The sequence below is a fragment of the Streptomyces sp. NBC_01077 genome, from assembly GCF_045162855.1.
Lineage (GTDB): Bacteria > Actinomycetota > Actinomycetes > Streptomycetales > Streptomycetaceae > Streptomyces.
The window spans coordinates 1,741,734-1,760,920 of record NZ_CP108669.1; the positions used below are offsets into that span (position 1 = coordinate 1,741,734).

At 74.4% G+C, this 19,187-nt stretch carries 11 protein-coding genes (1 of these 11 only partly in view); 2 read left to right on the forward strand and 9 right to left on the reverse strand.

Annotated features, from left to right (window positions below):
* Nucleotides 1–8,522, reverse strand: partial view of an amino acid adenylation domain-containing protein gene (locus OG462_RS07610; RefSeq protein WP_406055713.1) — the 5' portion only. 5,704 nt of this gene lie to the left of the window's left edge; the window shows 8,522 of its 14,226 coding nt (coding positions 1–8,522); it begins with the start codon at nt 8,520–8,522; its stop codon lies beyond the left edge, outside the window.
* Between the two features lie 230 nt (nt 8,523–8,752).
* Between OG462_RS07610 and OG462_RS07615 the strand changes: the two genes are divergently transcribed.
* The gene (locus OG462_RS07615) at nt 8,753–9,820 is read left to right on the forward strand and encodes a polyprenyl synthetase family protein (RefSeq protein ID WP_383860147.1); all 1,068 of its coding nucleotides are present in this window, start codon (nt 8,753–8,755) and stop codon (nt 9,818–9,820) included.
* The gene (locus OG462_RS07620; protein WP_406055715.1) at nt 9,810–11,033 is read left to right on the forward strand and encodes a hypothetical protein; all 1,224 of its coding nucleotides are present in this window, start codon (nt 9,810–9,812) and stop codon (nt 11,031–11,033) included. Before OG462_RS07615 ends, OG462_RS07620 begins: the two co-directional genes overlap by 11 nt.
* An 84-nt stretch (nt 11,034–11,117) precedes the next feature.
* Here the strand turns inward: OG462_RS07620 and OG462_RS07625 are convergent, their stop codons facing one another.
* The 8 genes from OG462_RS07625 to OG462_RS07660 form a co-directional block, all read right to left on the reverse strand.
* Nucleotides 11,118–12,050 (reverse strand): TauD/TfdA family dioxygenase, encoded by a 933-nt coding sequence (locus tag OG462_RS07625; protein ID WP_406055717.1) that lies wholly within the window; start codon nt 12,048–12,050, stop codon nt 11,118–11,120.
* On the reverse strand, nt 12,047–12,919 hold the full coding sequence (locus tag OG462_RS07630) for an enoyl-CoA hydratase/isomerase family protein (RefSeq protein ID WP_406055719.1): 873 nt from the start codon (nt 12,917–12,919) through the stop codon (nt 12,047–12,049). Before OG462_RS07630 ends, OG462_RS07625 begins: the two co-directional genes overlap by 4 nt.
* A complete protein-coding gene (locus tag OG462_RS07635; protein WP_406055721.1) occupies nt 12,906–13,724 on the reverse strand; it encodes an alpha/beta hydrolase in 819 nt (272 codons plus the stop codon). Before OG462_RS07635 ends, OG462_RS07630 begins: the two co-directional genes overlap by 14 nt.
* Nucleotides 13,721–15,298, reverse strand: coding sequence for an amino acid adenylation domain-containing protein (locus tag OG462_RS07640; RefSeq protein ID WP_406055723.1), 1,578 nt, complete (start codon nt 15,296–15,298; stop codon nt 13,721–13,723). The genes OG462_RS07635 and OG462_RS07640 overlap by 4 nt, the downstream gene beginning before the upstream one ends.
* Nucleotides 15,282–16,481 carry an acyl-CoA dehydrogenase family protein gene (locus OG462_RS07645; protein WP_406055725.1) on the reverse strand — a complete coding sequence of 400 codons (1,200 nt, stop codon included), beginning with the start codon at nt 16,479–16,481 and terminating at the stop codon, nt 15,282–15,284. The genes OG462_RS07640 and OG462_RS07645 overlap by 17 nt, the downstream gene beginning before the upstream one ends.
* Nucleotides 16,478–17,893 (reverse strand): TrpB-like pyridoxal phosphate-dependent enzyme, encoded by a 1,416-nt coding sequence (locus OG462_RS07650; RefSeq protein ID WP_406055727.1) that lies wholly within the window; start codon nt 17,891–17,893, stop codon nt 16,478–16,480. The genes OG462_RS07645 and OG462_RS07650 overlap by 4 nt, the downstream gene beginning before the upstream one ends.
* Complete coding sequence (locus OG462_RS07655; protein ID WP_037640250.1) at nt 17,890–18,174, reverse strand: phosphopantetheine-binding protein; 285 nt, start codon at nt 18,172–18,174, stop codon at nt 17,890–17,892. The genes OG462_RS07650 and OG462_RS07655 overlap by 4 nt, the downstream gene beginning before the upstream one ends.
* A 169-nt stretch (nt 18,175–18,343) precedes the next feature.
* Complete coding sequence (locus OG462_RS07660; RefSeq protein ID WP_406055729.1) at nt 18,344–19,027, reverse strand: thioesterase II family protein; 684 nt, start codon at nt 19,025–19,027, stop codon at nt 18,344–18,346.
* Between the last annotated feature and the right edge of the window lie 160 nt (nt 19,028–19,187).

Genomic DNA, 19,187 nt, shown 5'->3' on the forward strand with positions numbered 1-19,187 from the left:
AGGGTGTCGAGGATCGGCAGATGGCTGGGGGTGGCCTTGAGGAAGGTCAGGCCGCCGGGGACGTCGAGGGTCTCGTCGAGGTCGGCCACATGGAGGCAGCCGCCGGCGAGGAGGGTGCCGTACAGGGTGGTGAGGCCGAGGTCGAAGGAGAGCGGCGAGTGGAGGAGGGTACGTCCGCTCAGGCCGGGGTACTCGGCGGCGCAGCGCACCACGTAGTCCACCAGGGCCCGCTGCTCGACGACGACGCCCTTGGGCGCGCCGGTGGAGCCGGAGGTGTAGACGACGTACGCGGCGTCGAGGGGGGTGACGGGCGCGGTCCGGTCGGGTTCGGCCGGGGCGTCGGTGCGGGCGCGGGCGAGCGCGTCGGCGATGTCGGGGGCGTCCAGGACGAGGACGTGGGCGCCGGCGCCGGCCAGGTGCGGGGCGGCGTCCAGGGTGGCGGCGGTGGTGAGCACGAGGGCGGGGCGGGCGTCGGCGAGGAGCCGGGTGACGCGCTCGCCGGGGTGTTCGGGGTCGAGCGGCAGATAGGCGGCGCCGGCCTTGCCGACGGCGAGCATCGCCGCGACGGCGGTGATCGAGCGGGGCAGGGCGAGGGCGACCAGGGTGTCCTGGCCGGCGCCGTGTTCCAGGAGCAGGTGGGCGAGGCGGTTGGCGCGGGCGTCGAGCCCGGCGTAGCTGAGCCGTTCGGCGCCGCAGACGACGGCGGGGGCGTCCGGGGTGCGGGCGGCCTGGGCCTCGAAGAGCTGCGGGAGGGTGGCGTCCGGGGTGTCGTGGTCGGTGGCGTTGCGGGTGACGAGCAGGTCGTGCCGTTCGCTGCCGTCCATGACGGCGAGCCGGGCGAGCGGCCGGTGCGGGTCGCTCAGGGCGGATTCGAGGAGCCGGACGAACCGGCCGGCGAGCGCCTCGACGGTGGGCCGGTCGAACAGATCGGCGGAGTAGCCGGCGGCGGCCTCGACGCCCTGCGGTTCGCCGTGCTCGTCGTACCGTTCGGCGACGGAGAGGAGCAGGTCGAACTTGGCCATGTCGGGGTCGATCCGGGCGACGTCGGCGCGCAGGCCGGGGAAGTCGACCTCGGGGCGGTCGAGGTTCTGCAGGACGAGCTTGATCTGGAACAGCGGGTGGCGGTTGAGCGAGCGGCGCGGGTTGAGCGCCTCCACGAGCCGTTCGAACGGCAGGTCCTGGTGGGCGAAGGCGGCGATGTCGGCGGTGCGGGTGCGCTCCAGGAGTTCGGCGAAGGTGGGGTCGCCGGAGGTGTCGGTGCGCAGCACCAGGGAGTTGACGAAGAAGCCGACCACGTCGTCGAGGGCCTCGTCGCCCCGGCCGACGACCGAGCCGCCGATCGGGATGTCGGTGCCGGCGCCGAGGCGGGTGAGGAGGGCGGCGAGCGCGGCGTGCAGCACCATGAACGGGGTGACGCCGTGGGTGCGGGCGAGGCGCAGCAGCGCGCGGTGGGTCTCGGGGCAGAGGTGGAAGGGCACGAGGCCGCCGCGGTGGCTGGGCAGTGCGGGCCGGGGCCGGTCGGTCGGGAGCGCGAGCTCCTCGGGGAGGCCTGCGAGGGCGTCCTTCCAGTAGGCGATCTGGGCGGAGACGACGCTGTCCGGGTCGCTCTCCTCGCCGAGCCGCTCGCGCTGCCACAGGGTGTGGTCGGCGTACTGGACGGGCAGCGGGGACCAGTCGGGGGCACGGCCTTCGAGGGCGGCGGCGTAGGCGAGGCTGAGGTCGCGGGCGAGCGGCGCGGTGGACCAGCCGTCGCCGGCGATGTGGTGGACGACGACGACGAGGACGTGCGTCTCGGGTCCGACGGCGACGAGCCGGGCGCGCAGCGGGGCCTCGCGGGTGATGTCGAAGCCGCGGCCGACCACGTCGGCGACGAGGGTGTCGGCGTCGCGTCCGGCGGCTTCGACGACGTCGAGGACGGGGCGGGCCTGCTCGGGGTCGAGGACGAGCTGGCGGGGGACGCCGTCGGTCTCGGGGAAGACGGTGCGCAGGCTCTCGTGCCGGCCGGCGACGTCGGCGAGGGCGTGGCGCAGGGCGTCGTGGTCGAGCGGGCCGGAGAGCCGCAGCACCAGGGGGATGTTGTAGGTGCCGTCGGCCGGGTCCATCCGGTTGAGGAACCACAGGCCGCGCTGGGCGTACGACAGCGGAAGCCTGTCGGGGCGTTCGCGGCGGGCGACGGCGCCGCGGGCGGGTCCTGCGTCGGCGAGCCGGGCGGCCAGGCCGGCGACGGTCGGCGTCTCGAAGAGCGCGGCGACCTCCAGGTCCGTGTCGAGGGCGGTGCGGATCCGGGCGACGAGGCGGGTGGCGAGGAGGGAGTGGCCGCCGAGGGCGAAGAAGTCGTCGTCGAGGCCGACCCGGTCGAGGCCGAGCATGTCGGCGAAGACGCCGCACAGGATCTCCTCCTGCGGGGTGCGCGGGGTGCGGCGTTCGACGGTGGTGAAGTCGGGGGCGGGCAGGGCCTTCCGGTCGGTCTTGCCGTTCGGGGTGAGCGGCATCGCGGGCAGGGCGACGAGGACGGCGGGGACGAGGTGTTCGGGCAGTGCGGCGGCGAGGGCCTCGCGCAGGCCGCGGACGTCGTCGGCGCCGACGACGTAGCCGACGAGGTGGCGGTGGCCGCCGGGGCCGGGGACGACCGCGGCGGCGGCGTCGGTGACGCCGGGCAGGGCCCGCAGATGGGCCTCGACCTCGCCGAGTTCGATGCGCTGGCCGCGGATCTTGACCTGGGAGTCGCGTCGGCCGATGAACTCCAGCTGCCCGTCGGGGCGGTGGCGGACGAGGTCACCGGTGCGGTACATGAGGCTGCCGTCGTCGGCGAACGGGTCGGGGACGAACGCGGCGGCGGTGCGTTCGGGGTCGCCGAGGTAGCCGTGGCCGACGCCTGTGCCGGCCACGTACAGGTCGCCGGGGGTGCCGGGCGGGACGAGCTGCTTCTCGTCGCTGAGGACGTAGAGGGTGGTGTTGCGCACGGCGTGGCCGATGGGGGCGGTGGTCCGCCGCTCGTCGAGGGTGTCGGGGGTGAGGACGGCGTGGGTGACGTCGTCGGAGCACTCGGTGGGCCCGTACGCGTTCATCATCGGGATGCCGGGGAAGCGGGCGAACCAGCGGCGGCACAGGTCGGCGGGAAGTTCCTCGCCGGTGACGACGAGCCGGCGCAGGGCGGGCAGGGCGGGGACCTCGGCGCCCTCGTCCCAGATGTCCAGGGCGGCGCGCAGCAGGGAGGGGACGACCTCCAGGACGGTGACCTCGTCGTGGCCGACGAGCCGGAACAGGCCCAGCGGGTCGGCGGCGAGAAGCTGGTTCACGGCGAGGACGCGGCCGCCGGTGAGCAGCGGGGCGATCATCTGCCAGACGGAGACGTCGAAGGTGAGGGGTGCGTTCAGGACGACGGTGTCGGCGCCGGTCAGGGCGAGGTCGTCGACCTTGGCGAGCAGGTGGTTGTTCATGCCCCGGTGGTGCACCATCGCGCCCTTGGGGCGGCCGGTCGAGCCGGAGGTGAAGATGACGTACGCGAGCTGGTCACCGGCCGGTGCGGTGGCGTCGGCGGCCGGGGCGTGGTCGGCCGGGTCGTCGACCGGCAGGGCCTTCGCGCCGGTTCCGGCGACGACGGCGGCGGCGGTCTCCTCGTGGCCGGGCCCGGTGAGCAGCCAGGCGGCGGAGGCGTCGGCAAGCAGGGAGGCGGACCGCTCGTGCGGGGCGCGGGTGTCCAGCGGGAGGTAGGCGGCGGACGCGGCCTGGATGCCGAGGAAGGCGGTGACCGCGGCGGCGCCCCGGTCTGCGAGGACGGCGACGACGGTGTTCTCCCGGGCGCCGCGGGCGCGCAGCCGGGCGGCGAGCCGGTCGACGCGGTCCATGAGTTCGGCGTACGTGACGTCGCCGTGGTCGTCGGTGACGGCGACGGCCTCGGGGTGCTCGGCGGCGACGGCGCGGACGCGGGCGACGGCGTCGGTCATGGTCTCCGGCGCGGCGGTGTCGTTCCATGCGACGAGGAGCCGGTGGATCTCCTCGTCCGAGAGGAGCGGGGCGCTGCCGATGCGGGTGCCGGGGGCGGCCGTGGCGGCTTCGGCGAGCCGGGCGAAGCGGGCCAGGAACGCTTCGGCGGTGGTGCGGTCGAAGAGGTCGGTGCGGAACTCCAGGGCGACGAGCAGGCCGGCCTCGTCGCCGCCGGGTGCGCGGTGCTCGCGGATGTTGAACGACAGGTCGAACTTGGCGGCGCCGGTGGGCACGTCGACCAGGCCGAGTGCGAGCCCTTCGGTGGCGGGCAGTGACCGCTCCGAGCTGTCCATGGAGATCATGACCTGGAACAGCGGGTGGTGGGAGGTGGAGCGGGCCGGGTTGAGCACCTCGACCAGCCGCTCGAAGGGAAGCTCCTGGTGGGCGTAGGCGTCGAGGTTGCTCGTGCGGACGCGGGCGAGGAGTTCGGCGAAGGTGGGGTCGCCGGAGGTGTCGGTGCGCAGCACGAGGGTGTTGGTGAAGAAGCCGACGAGGGCGTCCAGGCAGTCCTCGGGGCGGCCGGTGACGGGCGTGCCGAGGGCGATGTCGGTCCCGGCGCCGTGCCGGGTCAGCAGGGTGGCGACGAGGGCCTGGACGACCATGAAGGTGCTGGCGCCGGTGGCACGGGCGAGCTCGGCGAGGCGGCGGTGGGTGGCCGCGTCGAGGTCGAGTGCGACCAGGTCCGCGGGGGCTGCCGAGCCGGCGCCGCGGGGGTGGTCGGCGGGCAGGTCGAGATGGTCGGGCAGGCCGTCGAGCTGCCGCTTCCAGAAGGCGATCTGGCGGGCGGCGGCGCTGTCGGCGTCGCTTTCGTCGCCGAGGGCGCGCCGCTGCCAGGCGGCGTAGTCGGCGTACTGGACGGCGAGCGGGGCCTGTGCGGGGGCGTGTCCGGCGCGGCGGGCCGTGTAGGCGTCGGTGAGGTCGCCGAGCAGCGGGGCGAGGGAGCCGGCGTCCGCGGCTATGTGGTGGAGCAGGAGCAGCAGGACGTGCCGGTCGGGGGCGAGGGGGAACAGGTTGGCCCGCAGCGGGGGTTCTCCGGCGAGCTCGAAGCGGTGGGCGACGGCGGCGGACAGCTCGGCGTCCAGGGTGTCGTCGCTCGCCGTGCGGACGGTGAGCGCGGGTGCGCCGCCGGGGGGCAGGATGTGCTGGGCGGCGACGCCGCCGGTCTCGCGGTAGACGGTGCGCAGGATCTCGTGGCGGTCGGTGAGGTCGCCGAGCGCGGCGGCGAGGGCGGGCCGGTCGAGCGTGCCGTCGAGGGTGAGCACGAGCGGGATGTTGTACGCGGCGCTGGGCCCTTCGAGCTGGTCGAGGAACCACAGGCGCTGCTGGGCGTAGGAGAGGGCGAGGTCGCCGTCGCGGGGCACGGGGGTGAGAGCGGGACGCTCGGCGGTCGCGCCTTCGAGGCGGCCGGCCAGCCGGCGGACGGTGGGCGCGGCGAAGAGGGCCTCGACACCGCAGTCCCGGCCGAGTTCGGCGGAGATCCGGCGGGCGAGCCGGGCGGCCATGAGGGAGTGGCCGCCCAGCGCGAAGAAGTCGTCGTCGGCGAGGACGGCGTCGCGGCCGAGGGCGTCGGCGAACAGGACCGCGAGGGCGTGTTCGAGCGGGGTGCGCGGCTCCCGGCCCCCACCGGCGGCGGCCGGGCCCGGCTCGGGCAGGGCCTTGTGGTCGGCCTTGCCGTTGGGGGTGACGGGGATGGCGTCGACGACGGTGACGGTCGCGGGGACGAGGTAGCCGGGCAGGACCTCGGCGAGGGCGTCGCGGACGGCGGCCGGGTCGAGTCCGGTGGCGGCCTCGGTCGTGGGGACGACGTACCCGGCGAGGGCGGGGGTTCCGTCGGCGGACCGGCGTACGGTCACGGCGGCCTGGGCCACGGCGGGCAGGCGCAGCAGCGCGGCCTCGGCCTCGCCGGGCTCGACGCGGTAGCCGCGGATCTTGACCTGCTCGTCGGCGCGTCCGACGAACTCCAGCGAGCCGTCGAGGAGTTGGCGTACGAGGTCGCCGGTGCGGTACATGCGCTCGCCGGGCAGCCCGAAGGGGTGGGCGACGAACCGCTCGGCGGTGAGCGCGGAGCGGCCGAGGTAGCCGCGGGCGAGGCTGGGGCCGGCGACGTACAGCTCGCCGGTGACGCCGGGCGGCACGGGCAGCAGAGCGCTGTCGAGGACGTACACCCGGGTCTCGGCGATGGGGTCGCCGATGGGGGGCGTGCGGGAGCCGTCGAGGGCCTCGCTCATGGTGGCGCAGACGGTGGTCTCGGTGGGGCCGTAGCCGTTGACGAAGAGTCGGCCGGGCGCCCAGCGGGAGACCAGTTCCTCACCGGCGGCCTCGCCGGCGATGAGGATGGTCATGCCCGGGGGCAGGTCGGTGGCGGGGTCCATGACGGCCAGCGACGACGGCGGCAGGATCGCGTGGGTGATCCCGGCCTCGCGGGCGAACGCGGCCAGCGGGTCGCCGGGCAGCAGCCGCTCGGCGGGGGCGAGGACGAAGGTCGCGCCGGAGAGCAGGCCCATGCACAGCTCGGGCACCATCGCGTCGAAGCCCATGGAGGCGAACTGGAGGACCCTGCTGCCCGGGCGGACGTCCAGCCGCCGGACGAAGGTGTCGGCGAGGCCCGGCAGGCCGGCGTGGGTGACCACGACGCCCTTGGGGCGGCCGGTGGAGCCGGAGGTGTAGATGACGTACGCGGCGTGCGCGGCGGTCAGCGGGGCGGTGCGGTCGGCGTCCGTGAGGTCGGCGCCGGACAGCGACGCCAGCTCGGAGACGATGTCGGGGTCGTCGAGGGCGAGCGGGGTGCGCCCTGCGGCCTCGGCGACGGCGGCGGTGGAGGCGTCGACGAGGACGCGGACGGGGGCCGCGTCGCCGAGGATGTGCGCGATGCGGGCCTCGGGGTAGCCCGGGTCCACGGGGACGTACGCCGCTCCGGCCTTGACCGCGGCGAGGATCGCGACGACGAACTCGGCGGAGCGCGGCAGCAGCAGGGCGACCCGGTCCTCGGGTCCGACGCCGCGGGCGGCGAGCAGCCGGGCGAGCCGGTTGGCGCGCCGGTTCAGCTCGGCGTAGTCGAGGACGGTGTCCTCGAAGGCGAGGGCGGGCGCGTCGGGCGAGGCGAGGACCTGGCGCTCGAACAGGGCGGCGAGCGTGGGGCCTTCGGCGGCGGGCACGGGCGCGGCGGCGAGGCGGGCGACGGCCGCGTCCCGCTCCTCGTCGCCGAGCAGCCCGATCCGGCCGAGCGGCGTCCCGGGCTCGTCGAGCGCGCGGGCGATCCGGCCGACGAAGCGCAGGTAGCGGTCCTGGTGGGCGGCCAACTCGGCGGGGGCGTACAGCTCCGGGTGGGCGTCGAAGTCGACGCGGATCTCGCCGCCGTTGCCCCGGTCGTAGACGGAGACGGCGAGGTCCTCGATGAGCCGCAGCGACATGTTGTGCGCGTCCGCGCGCAGTCCGGCGAAGCTCAGGTCGTAGTCGAACGGGACGACGTTTAGCAGCGGGCCGAAGAAGCGGCGGTGGTCGTTGGGCAGGCCGAGGTCGCGGCGCAGCTCCTCGCCGCGGTAGCGCTGGTGGGCGACGAGGCCGCGCAGTGCGACCCGGGTGCGCTCCAGGAGTTCGCCGACGGTCGTGGCGTCGTCGACGGCGACCCGCAGCGGGACCACGTTGGCGGCCATGCCGGGCGCGGTGCGGGACTTGGGGCCCGGGCGGGCGGTGACCGGCAGGCCGAGCACGATGTCGGTGAGGCCGGTCATGCGGTGCATGTAGGCGACCGTGGCGGCGATGACGACGCGGGAGCGGGCGGTGCCGGCCTGCTCCGCCGCGCGGACCAGGTCCTGCCGGACGCCCTCGGGCAGGTGCGCGCTGCGCCGGACGAAGTCGGCGGACGGCTTCAGCGGGCGGGTGGAGAGGGCGACCGGCTCGGGCTGGTCCGCGTACCGGCCGCGCCAGAACTCCCGGTCGTCGGCGAGGTCCCCGGAGGCGCGGTACGCGGCGTCCTCGGCGAGGAGGGTGCGGACCGAGCCGAAGGGCGTGGGGCCGGGGTCGGCGCCGGCGGCGAGCGCGGTGTAGACGTCGGCGACGCGGCGGACCAGGAGGGCGGCGCCGACGCCGTCGAGCAGGATGTGGTGGTAGGCGTGGTACCAGAACCAGCGGTCGTCGGCGGCCTTGAACAGCGCGTACGTGAACAGCGGCGAGCCGGTCAGGTCGATGCGGCGGCGCAGATCGCGGCCCATCCACTCCTCGGCGGCGCGGCGGGGGTCGGCCTCGCCGGAGACGTCGACGGTCCGCAGGGTCCAGGCGGGCTCGGCCCCGATCAACTGGCGGGGACCGTCCTCGGTGTCGACGAACCGGATGTGCAGGGCGTCCGCCTCGGCGGTCATCCGCCGCAGCGCCCGCTCGAAGACCGCGGCGTCCAGGGCGCCGTGGATCTCCAGGTACTCCGCCGCGCGGAAGATCGGGCTGTCGGGTTCGACGGCCTGCGCGAACCACACCCCTGCCTGAGCCCCGGTCAGCGGAAGCTGCTGCTCGCCGTCGGCAAAAGACTGAGACTGGTCCATGATTCCTCGCCATCCACCTACAGGTGTGCGACAGGTAATTCCTGACACACCGCAAGAACAAACAGGTCAGTGATTTCTCCGCAGACAGCGTCTGCACACTGCGCAGGACGATAGTCCGCGGCACACCGACCCCTCTGGACAGCGCCTATACGCCAAGCTGCCTCTTTTCGCGGGCTCTTGGGTGTGCGAGAAAGAGCATGTTGAGGTCTACCCGGTATCAGGAGATCCGCATGTCCACTACCTTCCCGGTGAGTCAAGAATTCACTGGTGTCGCCGCCCGCGAAACACGCGACCGCGTCTTGGCGCGGGTGGAGCGACGTATTCATGAATTCCTCGCCGAGGAGCGCCGTTCCTGGGCGGCGCTCAACCCGGATTCGGCCGAACTGATCGACTGCGTGAGCCGCATGGTGGGCAGCGGGGGCAAGCGCCTGCGTCCCGCGTTCTGCATCGCCGGCTATCTCGCCGGCGGCGGCGACCCGGAGGCGCAGGTCGTCGTCGACGTGGCGGCCGCCCTGGAGCTGCTGCACACCTTCGCGCTCCTGCACGACGACGTCATGGACGACTCGGGGCTGCGCCGCAACGAGCCGACCGCGCACGTCCTGCACTCGACGCTGCACACGGAGCGGGACTGGCGCGGCGAGCCCCGCCGGTACGGCGAGAGCGTCGCCGTCCTCGCCGGCGATCTCGCGCTGGTGTACGCGGAGCGGCTGCTCGTCGACTGTCCGCCGCACGCCCGGCGGATCTGGGGCGAGCTGTGCACGGAGCTGATGATCGGCCAGTTCCTGGACGTACGGGCCGCCGCCCGGTTCGTGCCGGACCCCGAACTGTCGAGCTGGATAGCGCTGTTCAAGTCCGGCCGCTACACGGTCTACCGGCCGCTGGCCATGGGCGCGGAGCTGGCCGGAGCGCAGGAGCTGCAGCCCGCGTTCGAGCGGTACGGTCTCGCGCTCGGCGAGGCGTTCCAGCTCCGGGACGATCTGCTGGACGCGTTCGGCAGCTCCGACGTGATCGGCAAGCCCGCCCAGCTCGACTTCAAGCAGCACAAGATGACGCTGCTGATGTCGATCGCGCTGCGCCACGAGGCGGAGGTACGGGAGCTGGTCGGCGACGACCTCACCGGGGCCGACCCCGAGCGGCTGCACGAGGTGCTCATCCGGACCGGGGTGCGCGACCGGGTGGAGGCGGTGGTCGCGGAGCGCATCGAGACCGCGCGAGCCGCGGTGCGCGGGGCGCTGGACCCGGACTGGGCCGCCGAGCTCCACACGATGGCGAGGCAGGCCGCCTACCGTGACAAGTGACCTGAGCGCCCCTGGCCCGGCGGCCCCGGGCCGGGCCGCCCCGGGTGCGCCCGCCGCGGGCCCGGCCGCCCCCGGCCGTCCGAGCCCGGCCGTCTCCGGGCGGTTGGTCTCCGAACGGGTCGTGGCGGACTGGGAGTTCGCCGTGCCGCCGGGCGCGGGAGGGTCGTTCTGGGACGGGGTCGACCCGGTCGAGGGGCTCGACGTCTTCACGGGGGCGCTGGCCCGCGGCGCCGGACCGCTCCCCGGCCCGGGGGCGGTCCGGCTGCGGGTGCGGGCGGTGGACGCGTACCGCCCGCCGTCCGGCGAGCCGCCGCCGGCGCCGGGCGGGCCCTGGGCCGCGTACAGCGAGAGCGGGTACGTCCGCCGGATCCACTGGCCGGCCCGGGAGGCCTCGGGCACGGCCGGACTGCTGGCGGCGTCGCCCGACCCTGCCCACGCCCACGGCGCAGCCGACGGGACGCCGCGCGCCGACGACGCTCCCCTCCCCGGCGGCGCACCCGGCGCCCTCGTGGAGGTGTCCGCGAGCCACGAGGCGTTCCGGCGCAAGCTGACGCGGATGGCGCTGATCGCCCCGCTGATGCTGAGCGGCGGGATGGCGCTGATCCACGGCGTGGCCGTCACCCGCGACGACGGGTTCACCGTGCTGCTCGCCGGGGCGTCCGGGTCGGGCAAGTCCACCCTCGGTCTGGCGGCCTTCGCCCACGGCTGGCGGGTGGTCGCGGAGGATCTGGTGTTCGTGACCGGGGAACGGGCCGTCGTCCCGCTGTTCCTGAGCGGCGCGTGGGAGTGCCGGGCGCATCCGGACGACCGGGCTCTGATCGAGCGGGTCACCGGGACGCCGGTCGAGGGGCACGCCTCGGAACTGCCTGCGGACCACCGGGGGCGGGAGTACCTGTTTCCGGTGCGCCCCGGGGCCGGGGCCGCCCCGGCCCGACCGCTCCCGGTGGACCTGGTGGTCTTCGTGGACCGGGGCGGCGACGCCCCGGTCTCCTCCGGGGGCCGCGCCGGGCAGGTCCTGGGCGCGGGCCCGCGCAGCACGCTGGGCGCGGTGGCGAAGCTGCTGCGGCTCGACTTCGCGCCGGTCGTCCGGGAGACGGAGGAGACGCTGCGGCGCGTCGTCGAAGAGCTGCCGTCGCAGCGGTTCGCGGCGACCGGCCGGATCGCGGACGACGTGCCGGCGTTCCTGGCCGCCCTCGACCGGTGGGCGTCCTGACGCCTCCCGCCCTCACCGTGAACGCCTCGAAGGGCCGGCCCACTCGGGCCGGCCCTTCGAGGCGTGTACGGGAGCGGGCGCGGATCAGGCCATGGCGACCAGGATCCGGCGCTGCCCGGTGAACGCGCGGCGGCCGTGCGCGACCGCGACGTTGTCGACGAGCAGCAGGTCACCGACCTCCCAGGCGACGTCCACGGCGGTCTTCATGCCGATCTCCTGGACGTGGGTGATGAACTCGGCCGGGATGGGGCTGCCGTCGGCGAAGAACGCGTTCTGCGGGAGCTCGTCCTCGGGGATGAGTTCGGCGAGCGCGGCGGCGTCGTCGCCGAGTCCGGCGGTGTGCCACTGGTCGGCCTGGTTGAACCAGACCTCCGTGCCGGTGACCGGGTGCTCCAGCGTCGCCCGGCGGAGCTGGGTGACGCGGAGGGTGCCGTCGGACTGCCAGCTCCACTCGGCCTCGGCGCCGTCGAGGAACGCCTCGACCTCGGACCGGTCCTCGGTCTCGAAGGTGGCCTGCCAGCTCTTGCCGAAGCCCATGCCGTCGTGGAGGTTCTGGGTGTAGCGGACGCCGGGGGTGAAGGCCGCTCGGATCTCCGGGTCGATGGACTCCAGCCAGAGCCGGCCGTCGACGAGCGGGGTCGCACCGCCGGTGGCCGCCGCCACGTCGCAGAAGAACAGGATCCGCGAGGGCCAGGTGTGCGCGTACGACATCTCGTTGTGCATGGAGATCTCGAATTCGGCCGGGTACTCGGTGGAGGTGTAGAGGTTGCGGCCGACCTTGGTGCGCGGCGAGTTGCCGTGGACGTACGCGAGCCGGTTCGCCAGCAGCAGGTCGGCGGCGCCGTCGTAGCTGTCGGCGGTGATCCCGAAGCCGCGGAAGTAGACGGCGCGCTCCTCGGCCAGGAGCCGGCCGACGTCGGTGGCCCGCAGGTACTCCTCCAGGCCCTGCGGGGTGGCGTCGGCGCCGACGTCGGCGGGGCGCAGGATCCGGGGCTGCCAGCCGTTCTCGGTGGTCACGTGGGGTTCCTTTCAGGAGGGGTTCGCCGAGGGACGGCGTCCCCGGCGTGCTGGGGGTCGGTGGGCCGGGCCGCGGCGAAGTCGGGGGCGCGGCGGGCCCGGAAGGCGGCCACCGCCTCGCGGACGTCCGGCGAGTGGGCGGCGACGACCTGGACGGGGGCCTCCCGTTCGAGGGCGGCCGCCAGCGAAGGCGCGTCGGTGTTGGCCTGGAGGACCTGCTTGGTGAGGGCAAGCGAGACCGGGCTGTTCGCGGCGATCTCGGCGGCGCAGCCGAGCGCGGCGGCGGCCAGTTCGCCGGGGGCGGTCACCCGGCTCACCAGGCCGCGGGCGAGGGCCTCGTCGGCGGCCACGAACCGGCCGGTGAGCATCATGTCGGAGGCGAAGCCGAGGTTGGTCAGCCGGGGCAGCAGCCAGGAGGCGCCCATGTCGCCGCCGGAGAGCCCCATCTTCACGAAGGAGGCCCGGAAGCGGGCGCCGGGCGCGGCGAGCCGGATGTCGGCGGCGAGCGCCAGGGAGAGCCCGGCGCCGACGGCGGAGCCGTCGACGGCGGCGATCACGGTCTGCGGCAGAGCCGTCAGTCCGGTGATCGCCTCGGCCTGCCGGTGCAGCAGGTCGAGCAGGTCGAGCGGGGGCAGTGCGGCGATCCGGCCGACCTCGTCGATGTCGTACCCGGCGCAGAAGGTGTCCCCGGCGCCGGTCAGGACGAGCACCCGTACGGAGGGGTCGGCACGCAGTCCGGCGCAGAGGTCCGTGAGGCGGGCGAACAGGTCCTCGTTCAGGGCGTTCCTGCGGGCGGGCCGGTTCAGGGCGGCCGTGACGACGCCCGGGAGGGGGCGGGTGACCAGGAGGGAGGGTTCAGATGCGTTCATGCGTCCGCTCCTCGGTGTGGCGGGCGACGAATTCCAGCGAGGCGGGCAGGGCGCCGTCGACGAACCGCCAGTCGTGGCCGCCGGGCCGCTCGTGGTACGCGACCTCGTGGCCGCGCTCGCGCAGCGCGTCGCGGACGCGGCGGTTCATGGCCCGCATCCGGTCGTGGTCCTCGGAGCCGATGTCCAGGTAGAGGGCGGGCGGCGGGGTGCGGCTGTCCTGTCCGATCAGGCGGTACGGGTCGTAGCGCCGCCGGGTCTCGCTGCCGGGCGGGCCCCAGACCCGCTCGTGGCTCTCCACCGTGGGCATGGCGAACGCGGGGTCCGAGCGGAACGTGGCGTACGGGTCCCCGGTCCGCAGCGGCGCCTCGAAGGCCCCGGCGTGCGAGGCGACCGCTCCGAAGACGTCGCGGTGCCGCAGGCCCAGGAAGAGTGCGGCGGCCCCGCCCATGGAGAAGCCGCCGACGGCGCGCCCGGAGCGGTCGGCGCGGGTGTGGAACCGCGCGTCGACCGCCGGCACGAGTTCGTGGACGAGGTGGTCCTCGTACCGCATTCCGGCGTGGTCGTTGACGAACCAGCGGCGTCCGCTCTGCGGCAGGACGACGATGGTCCTGCTGTCCCTGACCAGGTCGACGAGACGGGTGTTGACGAGCCAGGTGTCCTTGCTGCCGCCGTAGCCGTGCAGCAGGTACAGGACGGGGTGGGCGGGGCCGTCCTCGCTGTAGCCGCCGGGCAGGACGATGTTGACGCCCTTGTCGCGGCCGAGCAGCCGGCTCGGCCGGCGCAGGGTGAGCACGCGGGCGGTCACGCCGCCTCCTGGAGGGGAAGGGCGGCCAGGGCCCGACGGTCGGTCTTGCCGGTCGAGGTGCGGGGGAAGGAGCCGGCGAGGTGGAAGGCGGCGGGGACCATGTAGCGCGGGAGGCTCGCCATGCAGTGGGCGCGCAGGTCGGCAGGGCCGGGGGCCGCGCCGTCGGCGGGCACCACATGGGCCTGGAGCTCCTGGTTGCCGTCGGCGTCCGGGACGGCGACGCAGACCGCCTCGTGGACGTCGGGCAGGCGCATCAGGACGGCCTCGATCTCCTCCGGTTCGACCCGGTGCCCCCGGATCTTGATCATGTGGTCGCGGCGGCCGAGGTAGAGGTAGCCGCCGCCCTCCAGCGACCGGACGAGGTCGCCGGTGCGGTGGGTCCGGGCCGCTCCCCCGGCGGCCTCGGCGGGCGGGGTGCGGCCCCAGTAGCCGAGCATCACCGAGTCGCCGGTGACGCAGAGTTCGCCCTCGGCGCCGGGGACGTCGGGGACCGGCAGGCCGTCCGGGCCGAGGAGCCGGGCGTCGGCGTACGGGCAGGGGCGGCCGATGGGCGGGGACGCGGTGCGGTCGGGGGCGAGGTCGGCTTCGGTGACCCGGTGGTGGGTGCAGACGTTGGTCTCGGTCGGGCCGTACAGGTTGTGCAGGGCCGCTCCTGGCAGCGCCGCGCGCAGCCGCCGCAGATGCTTGAGCGCGAACGGCTCGCCCGCGAAGAGCACGGTCCGCAGCCGTGAACTCTCCAGCAGGGCGCGGTTCTTGGCGTCGAGCATCCTGATGAGGGCGCCGGGCACCGAGTACCAGACGGTGACGCCCTCCTCGGCGACCAGCCGGTTGAGCGCCGGGCCGAGGGCCCGCTGGTGCTCGGGCACGAGGACGAGGCAGGCGCCGGCGCTCACGGCGGCGAAGACGTCGAAGACGGAGAGGTCGAAGTGGACGGGGGCGTGGGAGGACAGCCGGTCCTCGGCGGTCAGCCCGAACTCGGTCACGGTCCAGTCGACGAACGCCAGCGCGTTGCGGTGGGACAGCATGACGCCCTTGGGCGTGCCGGTGGATCCGGACGTGTAGAGGATGTAGGCGAGGTCGTCGGGGCCGACGGCGGCGGGCGTGAACCCGTCGGGCGCCGGCCGGTCCACGGCCTCCGCCCAGCTCGTCGACCGGAGGGCCGGGTCGCCGGGCGGGACGCGCTCGTCGCCGACGAGGACGGTCGTGCGCAGCGCGGCGGGAACCCTGTGCTCCTGGAGCAGGGCGAGCCGGGGCGCGTCGGTGACCAGGCAGCGGACGGCGCAGTCGCCGAGGATGTACGCGGCGCGGGCGACGGGCGTGGCCGGGTCGACCGGGACGTACGCGGCCCCGCACTTGAGGATCGCGTGGAGGGTCACGAGGGTCTCGGTCGACTTGCCGAACCACAGGCCCACCCGGTCGCCGGGGCGGACGCCCTGCTCGCGCAGGGTCGCGGCGAGCGCGGTGGCCGCCCGGTCCAGGCCGGCGTAGTCGGTGGAGCGGCCCCGGTGGCGGACCGCCTCGGCCGTGGGCCGGGCGGCCGCGGTGTGGGTCAGCAGCTCATTCAGCGTGCGCATGGCGGGCTCCTGCGGGGCGGGGAGACGCGGCGCGGGCGCGGGTGGTGAGGCCGAGCTTCTCGGCGATCACCAGCCGTTGCATGTCGGAGGTGCCGGAGGAGATCCGGGTGCCGAGCGCGTCGCGCAGATTCCGTTCGACGTCGGTGTCGGTGGTGTAGCCGAGGCCGCCGTACACCTGGAGGGCGTCGAGGAAGGTCTCGACGGCGGACTCGCTGGTGCGGAGCTGGGCCGCCTCGGCGTAGTGCGAGGCGACGTCCCGCTCGAGGTCCCAGGCGGCCCGGTGGGTGAGCAGCCGGGCCTCGTCGAGCCGGATCCGCATCTCGACGATGCGGTGGGACACGGACTGGAACTTGCCGATGTTCCGGCCGAACTGCTCGCGGGTGCGCGCGTACTGGACGCAGTCGTCGATCTGGCGTCCCATGGCGCCGAGCAGCGGGGCCAGGATCAGCGAGCGTTCCCAGGCCATGGTGGCGGCGAGGATGCGGGAGCCCTGCTTCTCCGCGCCGAGCCGCGCGGAGAGCGGGACGCGGCAGCCGCTGAGGGTGATCTCGCCCCAGGGCGCGGTGCGCAGTCCGGCCTTCTCGTAGCGGGTCTCGACGGTCAGTCCCCCGTGGCCGCGTTCGACGAGGAAGGCGGTGACGCCGGTGAACCCGAGGGCCGGGTTGACGGTGGCGTACACGAGGAAGACGTCGGCGAGGGGCGCGTTGGTGACGAAGCGCTTGGCGCCGTCGAGGACGTAGTGGTCGCCGTCGCGGCGGGCGGTGGCGGTGAGGGAGAGGGCGTCGGAGCCGGATCCGGCCTCGGTGATGGCGTGGGCGCCGATCAGCCGGCCGTCGCAGAGTCCGGGCAGATAGCGGTTCTTCTGCTCCTCGCTGCCGAAGAGCAGAAGCGGGATCTCGGCGGCCCAGATGTGTGCGCCGAGCGCGATCATGAGGCCGTTGTCGCGGCAGCCCTCGCCCAGGCCCTCCAGGGCGAGGGCGCAGGTCAGCGGGTTCAGACCGAGGCCGCCGTAGGCGCGGGGCACGGGGAGGCCGAGGACTCCGGCGTCGGCGCAGCGCTGCCAGTCACCGGGCTGGAGCGTCCCGGTGCGTTCCCGGGCCGGGAGGTCGGCGCCGAGGTCCCGGCCGAGCCGGCGGAACCGGTCGACGAGGGCGGTCTGTTCCTCGGTGGGGCTGAGGTTCACGGGCGGCCGCCGACCGGGTCGAGGGCGGGCAGCCCGGCCAGCGAGGCGGCGATGTGGCTGTCGGAGACCACGTGGTCCTCCAGAGTTCCCGCCAGGTACTGGTCGTACGCGGACAGGTCGAGCAGGCCGTGGCCGCTGACGTTGAAGAGGATGACGCGCGGCTGGTTCTCCTCGCGGGCGCGTACGGCCTCGTCGATGGCGCACTTGACGGCGTGCGCGGACTCGGGGGCGGGGATGAGGTTCTCGGTGCGGGCGAAGAACGCCCCGGCCTCGAACACCTCCTTCTGCCCGTAGGCCACGGCCTCCATCAGGCCACGGTCGTAGAGGGCGCTCACCAGCGGCGCGGCGCCGTGGTAGCGCAGTCCGCCGGCGTGCACGCCGGGTGCGACGAAGGTGTGGCCGAGGGTGTACATCTTCGTCATGGGGGTGGTGCCCGAGAAGTCGTTGTAGTCCCACGCGTAGCGGCCCCGGGTCATCTTGGGGCACGCCTCGGGCTCCACGGCGACCAGCCGGGTCGCGGCTCCGGTGCGCAGCTTCTCCCGGTGGAAGGGGAACGCGAGCCCGGCGAAGTTGCTGCCCGCGCCCATCGCGCCGATGACCACGTCGGGGAACTCCCCGGCCAGCTCCATCTGGAGCAGGGCCTCTTCGCCGATGACCGTCTGATGCAGCAGGACGTGGTTCTCGCCGCTGCCGACGGCGAAGGCGCCGCGGGTCACGGTCCTGGCGTGTTCGAGGGCCTCGGCGTTGGCGATGGCGACGCTGCCGTCGCCGTCGGGCGAGGCAGCGAGCAGGGCGCGGCCCGCCTCGGTGGTGCCGCTCGGGCTGGGGATGACGCGGGCGCCGTTGAGCTCCATCAGGACCCGGCGGTAGGGCTTCTGCCGGTAGCTGCAGTCGACCATGAAGACGGTGCAGGCGAGGTCGAGGGCGTGGCAGGCCATCGACAGCGCGGTGCCCCACTGGCCGGCGCCGGTGCCGGTGGTGATCTCCTGGACGCCGGCCTTCTTGTAGTAGTAGGCCTGCGCGAGCGCCGAGTTGAGCTTGTGGCTGCCGGAGGCGTTGGCGCCCTCGTACTTGTAGTAGATGTGCGCGGGGGTGCCGAGCGCCTGTTCGAGGCGGTGGGCCCGGATGAGCGGCGTGGGGCGCCAGCGCTGGTACTGCGCGCGCACCGGGTCGGGGATCTTCACATGGCGCTCGGTGCCGACGCTGCCGCGGTACATGGAGAGCGGGATGTTGGCCCCGGTGGACCCGCGGTCGGCGGTCTGCGCGTCGCCGGTCGCGTCGACGTCCGGCCGTGCGGCGGGCCGGGCCCGGCGGACGTCGGAGGCCGGCACGTCGAGGTCGGCGAGGATGTTGTACCAGTGGGTCGGGACGTCGTCCTCGTCGAGCAGGTACTGGTTGCGCACGGCCTTCATGCCGGGGTCTCCGTCCGCAGGCCGGCGACATGCCGGCGGACGAGCTCGATCAGGTCGCCGACGGTCTCCAGGTCGGCCTCCATGACGTCCTCGTCCTCGACGTGGCCGCCGAACTCGGTCTCGACGGCGAGCAGGAGCTGGAGCAGGTTGAGCGAGTCGAGCTGGATCATCGGCGAGTAGAGCGAGACCTGCGGACCGATGTCCTGGGGGTCGAGGCGGAGATCGAGGGCGTCGACCATGAGTGCGCGGACCTTCGTGGCCACGTCGTCGTCGGGCAGCATGTCGAAAGGCTCCTTGGAACAGGAAATACGTCGGGTCGGGATGACTTCGTGCGGGCGGTGCCGATACGGCGCCGGAGAGAATTCCCGCGGCGGCCGGCGGTCGGGTGCGCGGGGAAGTCGAGGAAAGGAGGGGGAAGCCGGGGGCTCAGGAGAGGGGCATGCGGGGGGATCAGTTCGGGCCGGCAAGAACGCGGGCGACGTCCGTGACGATCTCACTCCCCTGCACGAGGGAGAAATGGTCGCCGGAAAAGACCTGCAGGGAGAATTCCCCGGACGTCGCATCCGACCAGGCGGCGGCGTGCGCGACGGGCACGCCCGGGTCGGCGTTCCCCACGTACGCCGTCACCGGCACGGTCACCGGCCGCGCCGCGGCGGGCCGGTAGGTCTCGATCAGGGTCAGGTCGGCGCGGAACGACGGCAGCAGCAGGGCCAGCAGTTCCGGCTCGGCGACCACCGCCGGGTCCATGCCGCCGAGCGCGAGCAGACCCTCGACCATGGCGTCGTCGTCCCGCAGATGGAGGTCCCGGCCGCCGCGGGGGCTCAGCGGCGAACCGTGTCCCGAGACGAACAGGTGCCGCGGCCGGGCCCGGTAGAGCGTCTCCAGACGCAGGGTGACCTCGTACGCGAGGGCCGCGCCCATGCTGTGGCCGAGCAGCGCGACCGGCCGGCCGAACAGCGGCAGCAGCTCCCGCGCCACGCTGTCGGCGAGCGGACCCATGGCGCTGACGCACGCCTCGCCGAAGCGGTCCTGCCGCCCGGGGTACTGCACCGTGACGAGTTCCACGTCGTCCGGCAGGGCGTCGGCCCAGCCGTAGAACGCGCCGGCGGTGCCGCCCGCGTGCGGCAGGCACACCAGGCGGATCCTCGGCGCGGGCACCGGGCGGGGCCGGCGCAGCCAACGCCCGTCCGGGCTTGCGGTATTCCGGGCACGTACCGGGCTTGGTATCACTGACGGCCTGCTTCCCTGGTCTTCCCGAACGGCCGGGAACTCACCCGTCCCGGCATTTCAAGCA

Excerpts from the sequence above, each read along its gene's own strand:
- OG462_RS07615 (WP_383860147.1), top strand. The coding sequence starts at position 8,753 with ATGTCCACTACCTTCCCGGTGAGTCAAGAATTCACTGGTGTCGCCGCC.
- OG462_RS07630 (WP_406055719.1), bottom strand. The coding sequence starts at position 12,919 with ATGAACGCATCTGAACCCTCCCTCCTGGTCACCCGCCCCCTCCCGGGC.
- OG462_RS07640 (WP_406055723.1), bottom strand. The coding sequence starts at position 15,298 with ATGCGCACGCTGAATGAGCTGCTGACCCACACCGCGGCCGCCCGGCCC.
- OG462_RS07650 (WP_406055727.1), bottom strand. The coding sequence starts at position 17,893 with ATGAAGGCCGTGCGCAACCAGTACCTGCTCGACGAGGACGACGTCCCG.
- OG462_RS07655 (WP_037640250.1), bottom strand. The coding sequence starts at position 18,174 with ATGCTGCCCGACGACGACGTGGCCACGAAGGTCCGCGCACTCATGGTC.